This is a genomic window from Leptolyngbya sp. FACHB-261 (genome assembly GCF_014696065.1).
Taxonomy (GTDB): Bacteria; Cyanobacteriota; Cyanobacteriia; order FACHB-261; family FACHB-261; genus FACHB-261.
Genome location: NZ_JACJPL010000013.1, coordinates 91304 through 112774, shown reverse-complemented (window position 1 = coordinate 112774; position 21471 = coordinate 91304). Strand labels below are relative to the sequence as shown.

Annotated in this window: 13 protein-coding genes; 7 read left to right on the top strand and 6 right to left on the bottom strand. The window is 50.1% G+C overall.

The annotated features are described in order from the left end of the window. Positions 1-49: 49 nt before the first annotated feature. Positions 50-3253, top strand: coding sequence for a two-partner secretion domain-containing protein (locus tag H6F94_RS05625; RefSeq protein ID WP_190801246.1), 3204 nt, complete (start codon positions 50-52; stop codon positions 3251-3253). Positions 3254-3641: 388 nt separating this feature from the next. Further along, positions 3642-6113, top strand: coding sequence for a CHAT domain-containing protein (locus H6F94_RS05620; protein WP_313949228.1), 2472 nt, complete (start codon positions 3642-3644; stop codon positions 6111-6113). 533 nt (positions 6114-6646) lie between these two features. Here the strand turns inward: H6F94_RS05620 and H6F94_RS05615 are convergent. Then, positions 6647-7186 (bottom strand): HAD-IIIA family hydrolase, encoded by a 540-nt coding sequence (locus tag H6F94_RS05615; protein ID WP_190801244.1) that lies wholly within the window; start codon positions 7184-7186, stop codon positions 6647-6649. 456 nt (positions 7187-7642) lie between these two features. On the opposite strand from H6F94_RS05615, the gene H6F94_RS33490 reads away from it, so the two are divergent. Next, complete coding sequence (locus H6F94_RS33490; protein WP_190801243.1) at positions 7643-8356, top strand: pentapeptide repeat-containing protein; 714 nt, start codon at positions 7643-7645, stop codon at positions 8354-8356. 626 nt (positions 8357-8982) lie between these two features. On the opposite strand, the gene H6F94_RS05605 is transcribed toward H6F94_RS33490, so the two are convergent. Beyond that, positions 8983-10530, bottom strand: coding sequence for an FAD-dependent oxidoreductase (locus tag H6F94_RS05605; protein ID WP_190801242.1), 1548 nt, complete (start codon positions 10528-10530; stop codon positions 8983-8985). Positions 10531-10936: 406 nt separating this feature from the next. Between H6F94_RS05605 and H6F94_RS05600 the strand changes: the two genes are divergently transcribed. Then, complete coding sequence (locus tag H6F94_RS05600) at positions 10937-11830, top strand: AraC family transcriptional regulator (protein WP_190801241.1); 894 nt, start codon at positions 10937-10939, stop codon at positions 11828-11830. A 161-nt stretch (positions 11831-11991) separates the two neighbouring features. Further along, positions 11992-12564, top strand: a complete 573-nt coding sequence (locus tag H6F94_RS05595; RefSeq protein WP_242041019.1) for a hypothetical protein — start codon at positions 11992-11994, stop codon at positions 12562-12564. Positions 12565-12928: 364 nt separating this feature from the next. On the opposite strand, the gene H6F94_RS05590 is transcribed toward H6F94_RS05595, so the two are convergent. The 4 genes from H6F94_RS05590 to H6F94_RS05575 form a co-directional block, all read right to left on the bottom strand. Further along, complete coding sequence (locus H6F94_RS05590) at positions 12929-13276, bottom strand: hypothetical protein (protein ID WP_190801240.1); 348 nt, start codon at positions 13274-13276, stop codon at positions 12929-12931. A 114-nt stretch (positions 13277-13390) separates the two neighbouring features. Further along, on the bottom strand, positions 13391-13945 hold the full coding sequence (locus tag H6F94_RS05585) for a hypothetical protein (protein ID WP_190801239.1): 555 nt from the start codon (positions 13943-13945) through the stop codon (positions 13391-13393). Positions 13946-14343: 398 nt separating this feature from the next. Then, on the bottom strand, positions 14344-14709 hold the full coding sequence (locus H6F94_RS05580; protein WP_190801238.1) for a catalase family protein: 366 nt from the start codon (positions 14707-14709) through the stop codon (positions 14344-14346). A 483-nt stretch (positions 14710-15192) separates the two neighbouring features. Continuing rightward, a complete protein-coding gene (locus H6F94_RS05575) occupies positions 15193-18996 on the bottom strand; it encodes a two-partner secretion domain-containing protein (RefSeq protein ID WP_190801237.1) in 3804 nt (1267 codons plus the stop codon). A 663-nt stretch (positions 18997-19659) separates the two neighbouring features. Here H6F94_RS05575 and H6F94_RS05570 point away from each other — a divergent pair. After that, positions 19660-21003: a glycosyltransferase family 4 protein gene (locus H6F94_RS05570; RefSeq protein ID WP_190801236.1), complete on the top strand. Its 1344-nt coding sequence runs from the start codon at positions 19660-19662 to the stop codon at positions 21001-21003. Between the two features lie 41 nt (positions 21004-21044). After that, positions 21045-21443, top strand: coding sequence for a hypothetical protein (locus H6F94_RS05565; protein ID WP_190801235.1), 399 nt, complete (start codon positions 21045-21047; stop codon positions 21441-21443). Positions 21444-21471: the final 28 nt, after the last annotated feature.

Below are 21471 nucleotides of genomic sequence, written 5' to 3'. Positions count from 1 at the left end.
GCTCCAGCAACTATCCTGCCTGTACCACTCCAGGAGGCTAAGACAGCAAATGAACCACTGGCCTTTGCAAGCATGGTTTTTGACTGGTAGCACCCTGGGGGCGCTGCTCTGTACTCAACCTATCACTGCCCAAGTCGTGCCTGATAATACGCTGCCTGGGGGAGAGCGATCGCAAGTCACAGGTAATCCCAATTTTCAGATTGATGGCGGAGCAAGGCGGGGTAGCAACCTATTCCACAGCTTTCAGCAGTTTTCGGTGCCGACTGGCGGCTCTGCCTACTTCAACAATGCTGCTGGTATTCGAAACATTCTCACACGAGTCACAGGCGGGTCGATTTCTAATATTGATGGTTTGATTCGGGCAAATGGTGCTGCCAATCTGTTTCTGCTTAATCCCAATGGCATTATCTTTGGTCCCAATGCCTCGCTCAATATTGGCGGTTCCTTTATTGGCACGACTGCCAACAGCATTAACTTTGCTGATGGATTTCAGTACAGTGCCACGAATCCTCAAACTCCACCACTGTTGACAGTGAGCGTTCCAGTTGGCTTGCAGATGGGAACCAATCCAGGGCAAATTAGCCTTCAGGGGAATGGATACGATTTATCGGTTGCAGTGCCTTTTTTCTCCCCAATTGTCAGACGTAACAGTGCAGCAGGATTATGGGTGCCAGTCGGTCAAACCCTTGCCTTAATTGGCGGGGATATAGCCATTAATGGCGGTACTCTAACAGCAGAGCAAGGACGAATTGAATTGGGAAGCGTCCGGAGTGGGCAAGTCAGCCTTAGTGACGGCTTTGCCTTGAGCTACTCAGGAGCGCAGACCTTGGGCGACATTCATTTATCGCGGCAGGCATTAGCCGATGCGAGTGGTGGCGGTTCAATTCAGGTGCAGGGAAATCAAGTCTCGCTGGCAGACGGTTCAATTATGTTAATTCAAAACCAGGGAGCTCAGGCAGGGGGGAGCATTAGAGTGAATGCTGCTCAGTCTTTAAAACTAAGCGGGAGTAGCCCAGATGGTGGGACTTATGGCGGCTTAACCAGTGAAACTGTGGGAGTTGGACGTGGAGCAGATATTACAGTTTCAACTCAGCAGTTAATAGCACAACGTGGGGCGGCAACCCTTACCCGCTCCTACGGCTCTGGTGATGCTGGCAATGTAACTATAAGTGCTTCTGACTTTATCCAACTGATTGGGCGCTCACCTATAAATCGTGTTCTTGGCAGTGTTATCGGTAGCGGTTCGTTCAACTCTGGAGACGGAGGAGCAGTAACGGTATCAACAGGGCAATTAAGTGTTTTAAGAGGAGCAACGGTATCAACTGCCGCTTTTAGGAATGGCAACGCCGGCAATGTGACGGTGAACGCAACTAGGGCAGTAGAAGTAATAGGAGTGTCAGATCCCTCACTTCAAAGCGCTATAGCTTCTACCGCTGTCACTGCTGGAGTTGGAGATGCTGGGGAAGTCACTATCAACACGGCGAAGTTAGTGCTTCAGAACGGCAACATTAATTCTTCCACCGTAGGAACTGGAAATGGTGGCAGTGTCACGGTTAATGCCAGTGAGTATGTCGAGATCAGTGGTGCAGCCGAACCTGTATTCAGTTATATAGGTTCGGCTGCACCTGTTGTGGCTGAATCTGTACAACAAGCCTTTCAGCTACCTGATAGATCAAGCGGAAATTCTGGTAGCTTGACCATTAATACCCCTCGTTTGAGCATTAGTGATGGGGCAAATATCACTGTCAGCAATAATGGAACTGGAAATGCTGGCACATTGCGGGTGAACGCTAATTCAATTGTTGTAAATCGCGGTGGCTCGATTACTGCAGCTACTGTCTCTGGAGAGGGGGGCAACATCAACCTCAATGTGCGAGATTTTGTGCTGCTGCGAAACAATAGTTCGATTACCGCATCGGCAGCTGGCACAGGCAATGGCGGCAACATTCAGATTAATGCAAGTAGACTCTCACTTCTTGATGGCTCTCGACTCTTGGCTACGGTTTCTGGAGTTGGAGACGCAGGTGACATCACCGTGAGTGCCGATGCAGTGCAATTGAGCGGTGCGGCTCAACTGCGTACCAGCACCTCAAGCCGGGGTCAGGCAGGCAATATCACCATCAATACGCCCAACCTTCAGCTATCGGGAAGAACCAGTGGTCTATTTGCGGGCACGACCAGTACTGGAGATGCAGGTAACTTAACGATTCAACCGCGTGGCAGTGGGCAAGATGTGCGGGTAGAGCTCGACTCTGGTGCCCAAATCTCTGCCTCTACCGCCAGCAGTGGTCGGGGTGGCAGGCTCACCATTACGGCTCCTGAGTCCATCACCCTCACTGGCAATGGCTCCATCATCTCTGCTGAAACAAGCGGTGAAGGAGTAGGCGGTAACTTAACGCTGCAAGCAGGAGACCTCAACATCCAAAATCAGGCAGAAGTGAGCGTCAGCAGTGTGGGTACAGGCAGTGCTGGTTCCTTGTTTGTGGAGGCCAATCGCATCTTCCTCAACAACCAGGGCAGAGTTCGGGCTGACACTTCAGGCGGTGGCGGCAATATCAACCTGCGCTCTGGGGACATCATCTTGCGTCGTGGCAGTAACATCACAACTAATGCGACGGGCATCAACATTCCCGGGGGCGACATTGCGATTGATACCCGTTTTCTGGTGGCAGTTCCTAACGAGGACAGCAACATTAGTGCTGATTCTGAGGACTTTCGCGGCGGCAATGTCAGCATCAATGCCTTCGCAATCTTTGGTCTTCAGTCCCGTCTTAGCCCTACTGACTTCAGCGACATTACCGCGACTGGAGCCAACTCTGCTTTAAGTGGCACTGTTAATGTCACCACTGCCGGTATCGACCCCACTTCGGGTTTAGTGGAATTATCGACTGACCTGGTAGACCCATCAGGGTTGATTGCTCAAGCCTGTCCTGCCAACCAGGGCAACTCGTTTGTGGTCACGGGTCGAGGGGGATTACCTCCCACGCCTGAGCAACAGTTAGACGATGATTCTGAGTGGCAGGACCGACGCAGGCTAACCGTGGCTCAGCAGACCAATCCGGCCAGAGAAATCAGAAGCCAAAAGTTGGATGGCAGCACTCAGACTCTACGCCCAACTGCTGACATGCCCATCATCGAAGCAACCGGTTGGCAGGTGGGGCCGACCGGAGAAGTCATCCTGGTTGCGGCCACCCCTGAGCCAACCATGCAGAATATGCTGAATCAGTCCGTTATCTGCAAAGGTAGGCAGTAAACTACCTAAAGTAAAATCAACTCACTGATCTGGCCTAGTCGTAATTCTGCAAAACTTGAGTTTGAGATAACGATAAGCACTAGACCGAGAAGACATCCACTGGTATCAGCACTGTAAGTAGCCGCACAAGCAGATGAGTGAGCGTCACCGGAACAGGCGAATCAATCAGGGAAAGCCCATAATGCATCGCCTCTTTTCTAAGAGAGGATGGCTCCGATTCTTTTGCTTCGCTTTGTTGGGGCTCCTTATTACCATTGGCCTTAATGCAAAGATTGCGGTTGCAATCGATGGACCTGACAACTCGGCTAGGACTGAGAATAGAGAGCAACCGACAAACGCTACATCAAACTCCCTTCAACCCTCCGCAACTTCTCCTGCGGCTCAACTCGTGCAGCAGGCAGAAAACCGCTATCAGGCAGGGCAAATTTCAGAAGCGGCTGCCCTTTGGCAACAGGCCGCGGCTCGTTACGAGCGCGAAGGTGATCGCCTCAATCAGGCACTCGTTCTCAGTTTCCTCGGCAATGCCTTTGAAGACCTCGGACAATGGACCCAAGCGAATGGCGCCATCGAGCAGGCAATCTTACTGCTAAACGCTCAAAATCTAGCATCCAATCCAGATGCCTCATCAGTTCTTGCCCAAGTTCTCACTACTCAAGGAAAGCTGCAACTGGCTCAAGGTAAAGCATCAGAAGCGTTGGAAACCTGGCAGCAGGCTGAGACTGCTTACCGAAAAGCAGAAGATACCAGTGGTATATTGGGCAGCCAGATCAACCAAGCAAGGGCTTTACAATCAGAAGGACTTTACAGACGATCTACAGCTCTTCTCACACAGGTAGAAAAGTTCCTACAAGACCAGCCCGATTCACGGCTTAAGGTAACAGGCTTGAGAAATCTGGGCAAGATTCTGAGGTTGGTTGGCAATCTGGCTCAATCTCGTACTGTCTTGCAGCAGAGCTTGACGATTGCCGAAAAACTCCGAGACGAAACACCTCAATCTGCATCAGATCTTAGCGGTATTTTGTTTAGCCTAGGCAACACTACTCGTGCCCAAGAAGAAACCGATAAGGCCCTAGCGTTCTACCAGCAGGCAGCAACTACCGCTCCCTCATTAACAGCAAAAACTCAAGTTCAACTTGTTCAGTTAAGCCTACTGGTTGAAGCCGATAGGCGAGCAGAAGCCCAACGTTTGTTGCCTCAAATTCAAGCCCAGCTTGTCGAGTTACCTCCGGGTCGATTGGCAGCTTACGCTCGAATTAATCTGGCTCAAAGCTTAACGAAGATGAAAAGCAGGGGCTGGGAAGCTATGTCTCCCAATCTTCTCACCACCTCAGCTAAGGAGCTAGCTACTGCTGTTCAGCAGGTTCGGGCTTTAGGTGATCGTCGTGCCGAATCCCATGCCCTGGGCACCCTAGGCGGCCTTTATGAGACTACCCACCAGTGGGACAACGCTAAAACCCTGACTCAACAAGCTCTCAGCTTGGCTCAGTCGATTGATGCACCCGATATCGCTTATCAGTGGCAGTGGCAGCTAGGACGGATTTTCTGTAGAGGCACTCAGCCCTGCTCTGCCACCGGCAACCAGCAAAATGCAACCTTTGCATATTCAGAGGCCGTTAAGACGCTGCAATCCCTGCGCAGCGACCTGGTCGCCGTTAACCAAGATGTGCAATTCTCATTTCGAGAAAGCGTTGAACCTGTCTACCGGCAGTTCGTGGAACTGTTGTTGCAATCTGAAAGCAGTGCCCCCAGTCAGGAAAGCCTTAGGCAAGCTCGGGAGGGCATTGAAGCATTGCAGTTGGCAGAACTCGACAACTTCTTCCGAGAAGCTTGTGTGAATGCTCGTCCTGTAAAAATTGATGAGATTGATCCTAAAGCGGCCGTTGTCTACCCGATTATCCTGCCCAACCAGTTCTCTGTGATTGTGTCCTTGCCCAATCAGCCTTTGCACTATCACAAGTCGTCTCTTAACCAGGCGGAAGTAGAGCAACTCCTCACCCAAACGCGTCAATCTCTGAGACCTACTGCCTTTGCAAAAGATTGGTTGCCCCTTGCTCAACAGATCTATGATCTGCTCCTGCGACCTGTAGAGGCTGAGTTAGCAGCAAGTAACATCAAAACGCTCGTGTTTGTACCAGATGGATTGCTCCGCAGTCTGCCAATGTCAGTGCTCCATGATCGCCAGCAGTATCTGATTGAAAAGTACAGCGTTGTACTAACCCCCGGCCTGCAACTACTTCAACCTCAACCACTTGAACGCCTGAACCTCAATGGATTACTAGCGGGGCTGAGTCAAGCACGGGAGGGTTTTTCGGCTTTGCCTAATGTTGTAGCTGAAATCAACCAAATTGAAGCAGAAATCCCGGCTCAAGTGCTTCTCAATGGCTCATTTACTAATCAAGCCTTTCAGAACCAGATCGATTCCACTCCGTCACCAATCGTTCATTTGGCAACGCATGGACAGTTTAGTTCCAACGCTGACGATACTTTTATCTTGGCCTGGGATGGACGCATCAACGTTAAACAATTGGACCAACTGCTCCGCTCTAGAGAGGGTAAACTCAATCCAATCGAATTGCTGGTACTCAGTGCCTGTCAAACGGCAACAGGCGATAAGCGGTCTGCCTTGGGCATGGCAGGAGTGGCTGTACGCTCCGGCGCACGAAGCACTCTTGCCTCGTTATGGTCAGTTAGCGATCGTTCTACATCATTGCTCATGATTAACTTTTATCGTGAGTTGGGTCAGCCTGGCATTACGAAAGCCGAAGCCCTCCGTCGTGCTCAGGTGGCTTTGTTGCAAGAAGACGATTACGCAGCCCCCTATTACTGGGCACCGTTTGTTCTCTTAGGAAATTGGCTGTAATAGAGTTGTTGCAGGCCAAAAACAACTCCTGAGTTGTTGAGCAACAGGTCTACTGCCCAGGTGAGTTTGCTTTTCCACAACAGTGGCGCTGATAGTGACGTGGAAGTTGTGAGCTCACCGATGACTGCGATTGCCATTGGACTGCGGACTTCTGTGCTAGCGCCAAGGCCTAGGCACCAGACCAATCAGCAAGACAATACCAATGAGCGCGAACAAGCCAAGTTCTTTATGGGTTCTTAGCAAGCTCAAAATCGCGCCACCAATAGAAAAAGGTAGTGGCACCCTGATCGTTTACATGCTCCTAAGTTTTAGACAAAAGAAGTCATGTTACTAGAAAGCCTTGGGAAAACAACCTAAGACTCTCACCTAGCAGTCAGAATTAATTGAGGGCGGCTAGGCCGAGGGCTACAGATCTGAATTAGGCGGCTCCACCACTTGATTTGCTCTCTGAGAGCCGCTGGCGAGATCCTCATTAAAATAGTCGTCCTGCTGGCCCTGATTGACATGGTTTTTTCACGGAGCATTTGAGTTAGTTATGGTGTAGTCTCCTCCAGTTTTAAACTCGTTGCCTCTTGATGTTGCTCAATCCAGTTCGATGCCCATTGAAACCTCACCCCTACCCTATGAGCTGCTTGTTCATCTTCAGTTCGGTCACCCACATATACTGAAGTAGCTGGGCTGTGGTGATGCTTTGCCATTGCCAGTTGCAGCATGCCTGCCCCAGGCTTACGGTATTGCCCTGACCACTGAGTTTTGCTCAGGTTGTGTGCATTGTGTAACGTTACCCGAAAACATTTCTTGCCCGCAAAGTCTGGACAAAAATAGATCTCGCGCAGCATAGGCAAAAGATGAAGGGTGTGTTGCTGCTCCTGAATGCAAGCTTGCATCGATTTGTACCCAGCTTCTACTCCACCTTGATTAGTGATGCCCACAATCATCCAGTCGTCGTTGTAAGCACTCAGTGCCACATTGACGCCTTCAATTAGACCTTGGTCTTTGGGGTGCTGAATGTGAATTTGCCCGCTTAGGGGTTTCCGAACTGTGCCATCAAGATCAACCATCAGTAGACTCATTGTCTCTGCCTTTCCCTGGAAGCTGATTTGAATCTGTGCTTATTGTTATTAACTATGAACTTAACAACACCACCACAGAAATTTCAGCCTACTTCCGATAGTGATCAAGAGAATCCACCAGCAGTATGACCTTGCTGCCTCATCGAATGCTACTCAGAGTGCATCAGCAACCATAAAGTGTAATCGTTGTCACCCCAGAGGCACTTGCGTATTAATGCAGTTCCTTAGGGTTGGAGTATCAATTTGTTCGGCACCTGTAATTAAACTCAGGTAGCAGACGAGTTCAAGGTGCTCGACCTGAGATTGCCCTTCTACAATCATGAGATCCAAAGGGAAGGCTGGAGAGGCCTCTACCCACTGATGATCTTGCCATTCAGGCTGCTTTATCCATCTTTAAGGGCTACCCGAAGGCGCTGAGCGATTCTAGGGTAGAGTGAGCGCTTCCTCCCCTGAGCTATGAAAGACGTGCTGCAAATAAGGTTTTCTGAACTGCTCAATCGACTAACAGGTGCGAAGCTTGAGTCGGACCGCACACCCCACCTTCTGTTGTTTGATTCCACAGTTGCCGCCTCTGAAGTTGCCTTAATGCTCGGCGGGCAGTGGGATGGCTGCAATGGAGTGAGCTTGGGATCTGTTGACAAAGTCGCTGTTGACACCGCGGCTGCTTTGATGGAAGCTTCCTGGTGTGCTAGCGGGGAGGCAAGAACCCTGCTGATTAGATTGACGACAGATGAGCTATTGAGGCGGTATGCAGCGGGCGAGAGAAATTTCAGCAACGCTAACTTGAGGTCCGCAAGGCTAAGTCAGTGCTCTTTGGTTGGGGTGAATTTGAGCTACGCCAAGCTCGGTTGGGCCAACCTTAGCCAAGCTTGTTTGAGAGGAGCTGACTTAACGGCAGCAGACCTGAGTGAGGCCTGCTTGAGTGGCGCCTATTTGCATCAAGCATGCTTAACGAGGACGAACCTGAGCCGTAGTAATTTCAGTGAAGCTGACCTAAGCGGAGCAGATTTAAGCAAGGCCACCTTAAGTGGGGCTTTGCTCGAGAAGACCAATTTGAGCGGGGCTAATCTTAGCTTTGCTGACCTGAGAGGGATAAGGCTTGATGAAGCTATCCTGAGTGGAGCCAACCTAACTGGAGCCAAACTAACACAGGGACAGTTGCTCTCTTAAGATCTAGTTACCTAGGCAAGTCTGCTGAAAATAAAATGCTTAGGTAATATTAGCAACTGCGAGTAGTCGATCCAGACAAGCATTATCAGCGACCACTGTAGTGACGGCCCACTCTAGCACCGCGTCTGAACTTTTGTGATTCCCTTGATTCGTAGCTCTCTTTTAGAGAACTTGGTCTTACACCATCGGAATCTTCAACTTCAGAGAGGCTAGAGAGAGGCTGTTCGTACCCTTTCTAGGGTGAGGGTATGAGTGGGAGTCGTCCCGAATAGAGGCAGAACTTGGACCTGACAGCCCTACCTACTCCTCGGCGTCGAGATGGTGTTTGGGTAAAGCTTAGGCTGTGAGAGCCGTGAAACCTAGCATTAACAGTTGTGAGATTTATCAGAGAGGATGCTTGTTTCGTTTGCCCCTACCCTGCTAGTAATCAGGTTGAAATCTGTTCCGAGCAGTTTTCTGTTTGTTATGACCAACACACATTTGAGAAACAAATAGTAGGCCCAAATCCCCAACTTCTTGATTGAGTTCAATTAATAGTGATGAAGGGTCTCAACTTAGAAGTTGGGGATCTGCTGGGCATCACGCAATTGCTTCTGACGCTCTCAGCACTACCTTAATCTGTAGTGTTATTTTGTCGAGCTGACATTAGCAGGACTCAACCCTTTGATCGCTGGTGCATTCAAAACTTCGCCTTCCGCACTAAAGCGCGAGCCGTGACAGGGGCAATCAAAGGATTTTTCAGAAGAGTTCCAGGCTACGATGCAGCCTAAGTGTGGGCAGACTGCCGAACACTCATGTAGTTCACCGGCTTCGTCGCGGTAAGCAGCGACTTTTGTGAGCCCGCGTCGGACGATAGCCCCTGTGCCTGGAGTTAACTGCTCAGCATGATCAATGTCACCCCCTGTGACCCAGTCTTTGTACTGAGCTGCAACATTCAGCCCTTCTGTGATTAGGTCGGAAGCAGCACCTACGGGCACCCGTCCTGGATTGTACAAGTCTTTCCAAGGATTCTCGTGCCCCAGAATTAGATCGGTCAGGAGCATTCCGGCGATTGTGCCGTGAGTCATACCCATGCCCGAATCGCCTGTTGCGATGTAGACATTCTCTGCCTGGTCAGGGCTTTGCCCAATGTATGCCAGCCCATCCGCTGATTCCATCACCTCACCAGACCAGCTAAATTCAATACTTTCCACCATTGGAAACCGCTCTTTTGTCCAGGTTTCTAGTGCAGCATAACGCGCATCAGCATCGTTTGCCTGCCCGGTTTTATGGTCTTCTCCTCCCACAATTAGCAAGTCGTAAGTTTGCCCATCCGCCTGCATTGTTTGTAAGCGGACGTAGTGGTAGGGGTCGAGTGTATCCCAATATAGGCCTTTGGCAATCGAACCGCTTGGCACCTTCGCTGCAATCACATAGGTCTGATAAGGGGCCTGCTTCAAGTGTGTAAAGATGCGGTCATTGATGGGAGAGTTGGTTGCAATCACGAGTGCATTAGCGGTGACCACTAACCCTTCCCTCGTCTGCACCTGAGCTGGAGAACCGCCCTTCACCTCACTGATGTGCGTATGGGTGTAGATGCGTCCGCCGAGACGGGTGATCGCTTCTGCCAGCCCTGCCATGTATTTCTGTGGGTCAAACTGGGCTTGTTGAGGAAAACGTAAGCAAGGCCCCGTATCAAAGCTGGTGATGGGCGACCGCGCTAGCTTTTCTACAGGCGTTAAACCTGCTCGATGGGTCGCTGCCAACTCTTTGTCTAATTCTTTGGCTTCATCCAGTGTGGCAGCAAACAAATAGCCATCCAGACGCTCAAAATCGCAGTCGATTTTCTCAGTAGTGACAATAGATTCGACGCGGGCAATCGCTGCGGTAAAACTGTCAGCGACTAACTTTGCCGCTTCCTGATCATGGATATCCTCAATCTCATAATAGCGATCATCTAGGGCTGTCGAGATGTGGGCTGTTGTCCGAACCGTTTGGCCACCGCCAATTTCTCTGCCCTCTAACACCACTACAGACTTCTTCTGCTTAGCCAACAGATATGCGGTGGTTAATCCTGCAATCCCCGCCCCAACCACACAAACATCAGCATGAAGGGTTTCTGCTAAGGACGGTCGCTCAGGGACTGTTGCCGTTTTCATCCAAACCGAAGTACTTTGTCCAGAGTCTTTACGCATCACTTCTCGGCCTTGTTATTTCCGGTCTCTAAGAATCTTTACATAAATTTACAAATATCATGTTCTCTCGAAAGAAGGAGAGATCGGCAAGAGAGCCTTGCAATAGATAGCTAAGGCGAATTATTGAGTATCTTCTGCTTTGTTAGAGTGGGTAGCAGCGAAGCTTCAATTCAGCGCTTTTACCCCTTTTTTAAGTTGTCTTTTATTCAGCTTGAGACCAAGAAGGATTTATAGCACTCAATTACACCATCCTGGTTTTTCTATCTCGTTGGTCTCCTAGTAGTTATGAGGTTACCGAGAAGATTTCTATCAGGAAAGTCGGGTGGCGTGGTGTGATAAAGCAACTCAAGCGATTAACATTAAACTCTAAAGATTAACGATACTTGCTTCTTCTGCTATGACAACAATGGATAGACTGCCGCAGGTTGATATGACTAGACACACCCACCCTGCACTGGCTGATTGTCCAATCTTGTCGAGTAAACGATCAGGGTGGAATGGTATATTTTTCGAACATTATGACCATCCTGCTTATGAAAGCCCAGAGCATCAGTGGACGCAGCACATCATTGGTATTACAGGGCGCGGTGGACATCCGGTTAAGTCAGAACATCGGTTGAAGGGTCAGCTCCAGAACCTTTACTGCAAACCGGGTGAAATGCTGTTTATCCCTGCGGGGATTCGGTACTCATCAAATTGGCTCCAGGCAGGTGAGTTTTCCTTGCTTGGCTTTTCCCACAAGTTCTTTGAGCAAATCGCCTATGAATCAGTCCAAGTGAAACAGGTCGAACTAATTCCGCACATTGGCATTAGTGATCCGTTCGTGCAGCAAATCGGGCTTGCTTTAAAAGATGATGTTGAGGCAAAGCATCCTGTAGGTCGAATATTTGGTGAGTCTTTAGCGACTGGTCTAGTGATTCATCTACTCAAGCAGTACTCAGTTTGGCAACCTCAGCCATCTTCTGGCAAGACAGGCCATTTATCTGAGCAGCAGTTGCGGCAAGTATTCGATTACATTCATACTCATCTCCATCAAGACATTGCCTTGTCAGATATTGCTAGTGTACTAAGCCTGAGCCAATATCACTTCTGCCGTCTATTTAAACAAGCAACCGGCGCTACTCCACATCAGTATTTGACCCCGTGCCGAATTTCTCAAGCAAAACGGCTGTTGTCAACGACTAAACTGACCATTACCGAAGTTGCCTTTGAAGTAGGTTTAACCAATCACAGTTCATTTACCAGGCTTTTTCGCCAATATGTTGGTGTGACACCCAAGGTGTTTAGAGTGTCGCAATAGAGATTGCGGCAAGATCTGCACAGTTTGAGCAAATTTGGTCAAGCTCCTAATGGAGGGCATTGCTAAACTCAGCGCATTCCCATACAGAGAAACAATCTACAGAAACATCTGTACTGTCTCTTCGTATGGTAATTCATGACGCCAACCACAAGGAGTATTCAATGACAACACTCGAAGCAGGCGAAAAGACACCAACACCTGACACAAAGCAAAAAAATAAGAAGCTATTTAAACTTAGCCTTCAGCAAAAGAACTGGATTTTGTCGTTTCACATCGGATTTGCAGCACTCTGGACTGGAGCGGTCCTGAGCATGTTCCTCATTGCCCTCAGAAACAAGGATACAACTGACTCTGACGTTCTCTTTGCGCTCAATTCAGCGATTAATCTACTCGATGATTTTATTGTGATTCCTGCTGCAATTGGCTCAGTGATTACAGCCACGCTACTTTGCTGGCAGACTAACTACGGTTTTTTCAAATTCTATTGGGTAATCACAAAATGGATTCTAACCACTGGGCTGATTGTTTTCGGTACCTTTTGGTTGTTTCCCTGGGGGAATGCTGCTGAACGCATCGCATCAACAGAGGGATTGGATGCATTCAAGAATCCTGTCTACTTGTTTGATGCAAAAGGGGTGCTAATCGGCTCATTAATTCAAATTTCATTTCTCTTTGTTATTATCGGTATTTCTGCGCTAAAGCCGTGGGGAAAGCGCAAGGAAAAGAATCATTAGTATTGCAAGGGATTGCTTTTCTATTGTCTGAGCAATTTAACTAGGTAGCTGAATTAATCTAGGATAACTTCTGATTGTGTTGCCAACGCCTAGTTTCTCAAGAAATTCTAATTGTTAATTTGGCAAAATCAGTCAATTGGGCTTGCGAGTGAAGTCTAGCTAGGCAACAGGAGTAAAAAGGGCAGGAACAGATAAAATGCCTGCCCTAGATGTTTGCTCTCTTCGACATTTGCCTTAAAGTGGTAGCTAAATGTCACCACTTGATACTCTGCTCCCACCCTGTTTTGTTCTTCTGACAGCTAGATTCAAGGGAGGAGTCTATTTGATCAGTGCCCTAATTGGCATTGATCGCACAGCACCGCTTCTATGCAGAAGGACGGCAGGTCATGACCCCTTCTCTCGGTGTGTTGGCATTGGAATTACTACCCATCGCTTGAACTGTTATCGCTGGCTCATAGCCGGGATAACAGCGTACCAGGACAGTATCTTCGGATCGGGTCACGTACAGAACATAAACTGGTTTACCTCCTAACACCGCAGGTACGAGATTAGGGGGAAGGGGGGCCGTTGCAACAATTGTTGGCTGGTCAGGAAAGTGTATATCTGAGGTTTCAGATAGAGCAGGTTTTGCCTCAAAGGACTGCAAACAGACCAATACTAACGCTGTAATAAAGACCAGCACGACAGACAATTTAGCGGATACTTTGAACATGGTTTAGACTCTACCTTTTTTACTTGTGTAATTGAGATTGCACGCGAAAGATGAAAGCTTGTTGCTGAGATAGCTGTGATTTTCATCCTGCTAATGCACAAGTTCTGCAACGAGCTAATTAACCTGAGTAATATTCGCCGAGTGCAGATGCCATCTACGCTGCTCTGAAGTTGAGCCAGGAATATCATTGACTCGTCGCAAAATATAGCTACCGCGAAATCGTTGCCGAGTTCCATTCGTGGTGATGGCTGTAATGGTAACCGGAATCTGAATGTAGACGGACCCTGCTGCTCCGTCTAGCCTATCGGCTTCTCCAACCTCTACAGCAGTGGATGCGGTGCTGGCAAAACCCTGCCGGAATTGCTCAAATGACTGCTGGCCAGCAGCAGTATCTCGCTCCCAAGCTGAGTAGGCCTGTTGATAGTCTCGACGATTGATCGCACTGTAATAGTCACGAATGACTTGGACTGCTTCCTGTTGCAGCTTCTTAGCACTGGCAGCACTTTGTGAGAGAGAAACTGGCGGTGAGGTCGAACCGGAAGTGCTTTGAGTAGCAGATGTTGGCGGCAGTGTCGGGCTGGACGCGACCAAGGAACTTGCAGTTGATGGGGTATGCGCGAACGATGGTTGTGATTTGGCGGAGGCATCGCAGGCTGTTAGGACGGCCACAAGCAGCGCTCCTCCAACAACCATACAGTGCCGTTTCAACCAGATACCGAAAGAAAAATTGATCATTGAAAAAGATGTCTCCTTATAGAGCTGCTTTAGCTTCAGTGGTTAAAATTCATTGAGAGAAGTCATACGGCCTTCTCTGGTTGCTGAATCATTTTCAATAGTCCACCTGTTGCCTAGTAGGTGTGTACATTGCAGTGAAATTTGAATCTCTGACTTCGTATCTGGATTGCCCGCTTCGAGCAACAGCCACAGTAGTGTCTAGGTCTGCTGTCAGGCAGTTGGCAACTACACAGCTTGCTGAACCGGCACCAATGACAATTACGACTAAATCTGACACTTCCGAGATATTACTTCCGCCAACAACTCATGACGGAAGTAGTTTGCAAGAAGGATTATTCAGGATTGTCCAAGACTGAACTATAGGCTTGCGGCTTCTCACCCTCTACCTGTAGGAGTTTGATAGCGAGTGCGCGCACATCAGGATCAAGATCCGACTTGATCCTACCGCGCTTCTCCACTGAGGAAGCATTGGAGAACCTCGCCCAAATTGGATAGGTCTTAGGCTGGGCAAAGATACCCACCTTTAATGCTTCAGGAATACTGTCCTCAACCTTGAATTCTCCCCAAACTAAGCCGTGACTTTTAGGATGGTCTTTTCGCAGGTCCGGACCCTTCTCGGCTTGAACGTTGAGATCAATGTCCAGGATGGTATCAGTCGCCGCTTCCTGAGCAACAGCGGACAGATTAGATGGGCTCATGGCTCAACTCCTTCAGGGTTAACTTTAGAACTTACGAAAATGAGGTTTGCAGGTGGGCTTCTAAAAACCACAGCTCTCTGCCAATACCCTACGAAATCTCAATAAAGAAACCGTTGGTCTCCATATCATCCAGCCCATTTGTCTGGCCAATATTTTTACGGAGGCCAATATTCTTGCGGAGAAATTCAGCTTAAATCACTAAATGATCGGCAAGCGCAGCAATATAAGCCACGACATAAACCGCATCAAAGGGGTATTCAGGCAGTTCCAATCTCTCAGCAGCAATTCGGACAGCTTCCAGCGCTTCTCCCCTGAACGAACTATGCCCATTCTTCAGTGTTTGCCTAAATTGAACCAGGCAAGTTATGGCAGATAAATCCTAAGTTAAGTTCAACTTAAGCATCCCAATCACTCAGTAGCTTTGATGCCACTGCAAAAGACTAGATGCCACCAGACTAGTGAGTTAATTCCACTTTAGGCGATCTACTGTCTGCTTTTGCAGGTAACAGGTTGATTCAGCCTATTCTGCACTGTTGGCTCAGGGGTGGTAGCAACTAGGACGACCTCTCCGGTCGGACTCATCTGCCAGCCCGTTGCTTCGGTGATGGGCTTATCAGCATCCGGGTGTAGGGTCTGGGCGCTACCATCCAACTTTTGGCTCCCGACTTCTCTAGCCGGATTGGTCTGCTGAGCCACGGTTAGCCTGCGTCGGTCCTGCCACTCAGAATCATCGTCTAACTGTTGTTCTGGTGTAGGCGGTAATCCCCCTCGACCGGTGACCACAAACGAGTTGCCCTGGTCGGCAGGACAGCCTTGAGCAATCAACCCTGATGGGTCTACTAGGTCAGTCGATAATTCCACTAGACCCGAAGTTGGGTCGATACCGGCAGTGGTGACATTAACAGTGCCACTTAAAGCAGAGTTGGCTCCAGTCGCGGTGATGTCGCTGAAGTCAGTAGGGCTAAGACGGGACTGAAGACCAAAGATCGCAAAGGCATTGATGCTGACATTGCCGCCGCGAAAGTCCTCAGAGTCAGCACTAATGTTGCTGTCTTCGTTAGGAACCGCCACTAGAAATTGAGTATCAATCGCAATGTCGCCCCCGGGAATATTGCTGCCCGTGGCATTGGTTGTGATGTTACTGCCACGACGCAAAATGATATCCCCAGAACGCAGGTTGATATTGCCCCCACCGCCTGAAGTGTCTGCCCGAACTCTGCCCTGGTTGTTGAGGAAAATGCGATTGGCCTCCACGAACAAGGAGCCTGCCGGTCCCGTGCTCGAACTGCTAACGCTCACTTCCGCCTGGTTTTGAAGGTTGAGGGTGCCGGTTGTCAGCCTTAAATTGCCCCCTGCGCCTCTGCCCTCCGTCCCAGCAGCAATGATCGAACCATTGCCAGTGAGCGTAATAGACTCCGGGGCAGTAATGGTCAGCTGTCCTCCCCGCCCACTGCTGGAAGTGGAGGCAGAGATTTGTGCCCCGCCTTGCAGGTTCACCCGCACCCTTTGGCCGTTGCCTCGGGGCTGGATGGTGAGATTGCCGGCATTGGCAGCAGTGGTGGTCTGAGCAAATAGACCACTGGCCGCACCCGAGAGTTGGATATCAGGAGCACTCACCCTGATGTCTCCTGCCCGTCCACTTCCAGAGGTGCTAGTAATGAGTCGAGCTCCCTCTTGAACGGTGAAGCGTCCGGTCGTGATTTGGATATTGCCACCACGCCCGGTGGAGTTCGGCTCAGTGTTGGCGAAAAAACCGCTAGCGGGACCTGTTTCAATGATGGCGTTGGCCACTAAGGGATCGATGGGATTGGGAAACTTGGCTAAGCGAACGGTGTAAGTCGGGTCGCTGCCTGCAATCATGATTTGCTCTGCTGCATTGACGGTGATCGTGCCCGCTTGTCCCCGTCTGAAGGTGGTGGTGATGAGTTGTCCACCGTTGACAGCCTCAAAGGTGCGGGTGGTATTGACAGTGATGTCTCCCCCCTGCCCATCGCCTCGGCTGCGGGCGCTCAAGGCAGCTCCGTCGGCAATGCGAAAGGTCTGAGTCTGAAGGGTAATATCGCCTGCATTGCCAGCGGTATCGCTACTAGTAAACAAGCCACTGGGCAAGCCACTGCTGGGAACACTGCCAGAGATATCGACTCTATCCGCCTGGATGTCGAGATTACCTGCATCTGCCTGACCTTGAGTGCTGGCTTTGAGCAGACCGCCATTGTTCAGCACTAGAGAGCCCGCATTGATGCGAAGGTTGCCGCCAGAAGCGCTCCCTCCGGGCTGCACCCCTAGGGTAATGCGGCTCGATTCTCCCGTTGGTGCCGCCCTGCCGCCACCACTAAGCAGGAGGGTGCCTTGGACATCGAGATTGATATTGCCCCCTCGTCCTTGTCCATTGGTATCGGCAGCGATAGCACCATCCCCGATGAGAGACAGGGAGCCAGCGCTGAGGTTGATGGTGCCCCCATTGCCCACGCCGGTCTCTCCTACCGTAGCGAAGATGCCAGTACCCCCCCTAGCGATGCCTTCTATCAAGACGGCATCGCGGACAGTAATGTTGATATTGCCCGCACTTCCTTTCGCCAAGGTGTTAGCACTCAGTGCTGCCCCGTTAGTCAACCTCAGAGAACCTGCCGTGATGCTCAGGTCGCCCCCCTCCCCCACCGCGCCCTCGACCACCCCGGTGAGGACACCACTAGGCGCGTCATTGATGCCTGCTCCATCAAAGACGGCGGCATCGCGAACCATAATGTTGACATTCCCCGCTCTTCCCTGTCCGTAGGTGAGAGCATTCAATTGCCCTCCACTAGTCACCGAGAGGGAGCCCGTTGAGATCGTTATATTCCCAGCATCTCCTTGTCCAGCCGTCCTGGAAAGCAATAGAGCACCCCCTGTGACAGAAAGCGACCCTGATGTGATGTTGATACTGCTAGCGTTACCAACACCAGCTGCTTGCACGGCAGTCACTAAAACACTCCTAAAACCATTACTGATACCATCCACAAGAACGGTATCGCGGGTAGTGATGTTTACACTACCTGCGTCTCCTTGTCCAGCCGTGGCGGAACCTACTTGAGAACCTCTTACGAGAGAAAGCGACCCTGATGTGATATTGATACTGCCAGCGTTACCAACACCAGTTGGTCCCACGGTATTGAAGACAGCAATGTCATCGAAAGAGACGGTGTCGCGAGCACTGATATTTACATTGCCTGCATTCCCCCATCCAAAAGTGCTGGAACTCAGTTGAGCGCCCTCTGTAAGAGAAAGTAATCCTGTTGTGATGTCGATGTTACCGGCATTACCCGTACTTCCAGCCTGCACACCGTTGCTGATTGCGCTGCTATTAGTTAGGTTTATTGCTTCTGTTGCATTGAGCTGAATGTCTCCTGCTTGCGCACCAGCAAAGCCTAACCTGTCGTTGATTCCCGCTCGAAGTCTACTTGCCTCACTCAGGGATAAGTTTCGAGCTGTGATGGTAATACTCCCGCCACCCCCAGCAAGAACGTTTACTTGAGCACTGTTGTTGAGGGAAACATCTGCTCGCGCCACACTATCTGGAAAACTCAACTGCCAATCACTCGACGTTTCACTCAGCCCTACGTTTCCCTGTCCGGCAACAGCACCCAACTCCACTCGGCTACCCGGGCTCACGATTTGCCCGCCTTCTAATCGGACATCACCACCCACTAGCAATAGGCTCTGTCCCGCTGGCACCTGCAGCCCGATTCCATTGTTTGCGGTCGAGCGATTGACGATCGATTGTGCTGCTAGTTGGTTGAAAAACAAGGCATTAGGACTGACGTTCAGGAGTTGATTGGGCAGAGGTTGCGTTGCATTACTACTGAACAATTCGCCATTGGGAAAGCCGATTTCATTGGCAGTCGTGCCCACAAAGGAACCGCCAATATTGAGTGACGCATTGGGACCAAACAGAATGCCATTGGGATTGAGTAAAAACAGGTTGGCTGTGCCATTGGCTCGAATCAAGCCATCAATATTCGAGGCTGACCCACCTGTAACGCGAGTGAAAATGGTGGTGATGGTGGGGGCGTTGTTAAAGTAGGCAGACCCTCCTGTAGGGACAGAAAACTGCTGAAAGCTGTGGAATAAATTGCCACCCCGCTTTGCCCCGCCATCAATCTGAAAATTGGGATTGCCCGTGACTTGTGAGCGCTCTCCGCCAGGCAGCGTATTATCAGGCACGACTTGAGCGGCGATGGGTTGGGCACAAAGTAAAGCACCCAGGGTGCTACCAGTCAAAAACCATACGCTCGAAGGCCACTGGTTCATTTCGCTGTCTTAGCCCCTGTAGTGATACAGACAGGATATAACTACTTTGGGCTTAGTTATAGAGACAGTGCTGATGTGTGATTGGAAGTTTACCCTTAACGATTTTTTAATTGAGTTTGGTAATCGCTTTTCTGCTTAGCTTTTATTCTTGATCCAATATGCAAAGGTTCAAGCAGGCTTGATCTACCCTTAGCTTAGGCTGTACCTCGCGACAAAGCTGAGGCCACAATCTCGTTAGTCTGAGTTGCCTGATCGCTGTATTTTGGAAGCTTAGGCTTACTTATTGTTAGGGCTTGTGGCTCTCATCTGGAAATTTCTGCATTCGTATAGAGTCTTGAATACCTTTGTATTACTCTAGCTGAGACGGGGGATTAGGGAGACTGCAGCTGGCTACGCTTTGTGGATGCACCATCCCTGCTCCTACCCCAAGTTTAGGGATTGCTGCTTGACCTCAAGGCGTCCAGGTATCTGTTACCTGGATCCAAGTAGGAAATACCTAGGATACAACTTTTCGGCTGCGCACTTTAGCCTACTGGTTGACAGAAATGGGAAATGAGAGTGCGTACACTTTTGTTTACACACTCTGTACTTGTGCTGAGGAGCCCCCTCGGCCCAAGTACAGAGTGATCTGTTCAATCAAGGTGTCAACTAAAGGTGTCAAGCATGCTTAGTCGCAGCAGACAGGCGATCGCCCTCATCTCTGATCACGGCGACCCCGCAGCCGAAATTGGCAAAGAAGAGGCTGGTGGACAGAACGTTTACGTTCGCCGAGCTGGAGAGGCTCTTGCTGCTTTGGGTTGGCAAGTCGATATGTTCACGCGTAAGGTCAATCCGAACGATGCCGCGATTGTGCAGCATTCCCCGCACTGCCGGACCATTCGCTTGGTAGCGGGTCCGGAGCAGTTCATTCCACGCGATGCGCTATTTGAGTACATGCCCCAATTTGTGGAGGCGTTTCAAGCTTTCCAAGCCAAGCAAGGCGCCTATTATCCACTTGTACATACGCACTACTGGCTCTCGGCTTGGATCGGTTTGCAACTGCGGGAGTTGAACAATGTCCAGCTCATTCACACCTATCACTCATTAGGGGCTGTGAAGTATTTATCTGTGGCTTCCCCATCGAACGCAGAGATACGTCTAAGTGTCGAGAAACAGATTTTAGAGCAAGCGGATTGTGTAGTAGCAACCAGTCCACAGGAACAAGAACATCTGCGGACGTTGGTTTCCCAAACGGGCTGTGTGAAGGTTATTCCCTGCGGCACAGATGTGGATAACTTCCAGGTTGTGACTCAAGCTGAAGCTCGGACGAAATTGGGGTTAAATCTCAATGAGCAGATTGTGTTTTATGTCGGACGCTTTGACCCCCGCAAAGGGATTGAAACCCTGGTTCGTGCTTGTGCTTTATCTAAGGCCCGCAATCAAGGCAAACTTCGTCTAGTCATTGCGGGTGGCAGTAGCCCTGGCCAAGCAGATGGTCTAGAACGGGCGCGTATTAAACAGATTGTGCAAGCGGAGGGTCTGATAGAACAGACCCTTTTTGTTGGGCGTTTGGGCCATGATCAACTGCCGCTCTATTACGCAGCAGCGGATGTATGTGTGGTGCCAAGTCACTATGAGCCGTTTGGATTAGTGGCAATCGAGGCTATGGCCTGCGGCACGCCAGTGGTGGCTTCTAATGTGGGCGGGCTGCAATTTACAGTCGTCCCAGAAGAGACCGGGCTATTGGCACCGCCGCAGGATGCTGAGGCGTTTTCTATCGCAATTGATCGCATCCTGGCCGACCAGAAATGGGCTAGCCTCTTGGGCAGTCAGGCAGCAGCACGGGTGCGGGAGCAGTTTAGCTGGTGTGGCGTTGCGGCTCAATTGAGCGAACTTTACCGATGCTTACTCGCTCGGTCGATCATGCATGATTTACCCCGTCGTAGCCCTTGGCCATCCGGTTCTGTTAAGGCTCACCTGTCAAGGTCTACAAAGGTGGCCCCTGCGAAAATGCTAGGTCGAGCCTAGTTCCCTGATCCAGAGGGATTAATATAAGGTCCAGGGTTGGAGTGACCAACCTTCCCTTCAACCCTGCTCAACAACAAACACAGTTTTCAGAACTATCAAGCAATATGTCCAGCAGTGCGGCACATCGAGCTAAGCAGAAAAGTTCTGCGCTCATTCGTGTGATCAAATTTCTAGACTCCGAGTGGTTTTTGGGGCAGGCTGCTCGATGGTCAGCATTAGCTCTGCAATTTGGCACAGGTCCAGTACTCATTGTTCGCGGCTTCACAACGAGTACTGGCATGCCTCTGCTCATGACTCTGCCAACCGTGTGTGTGTTCCTATTTCGTAGCCGTTACTCCTGGAAAAAGGGGTTGTTAACCGTGAACTCTGAGCTAGTCGGTCTTCTGGTCTGGGGAACCTTATTAGTTCAATCATTTGTTTTCAAAGGCGGTTTATTTTAATGAATTTCAACCAACCCATAGCGAACAG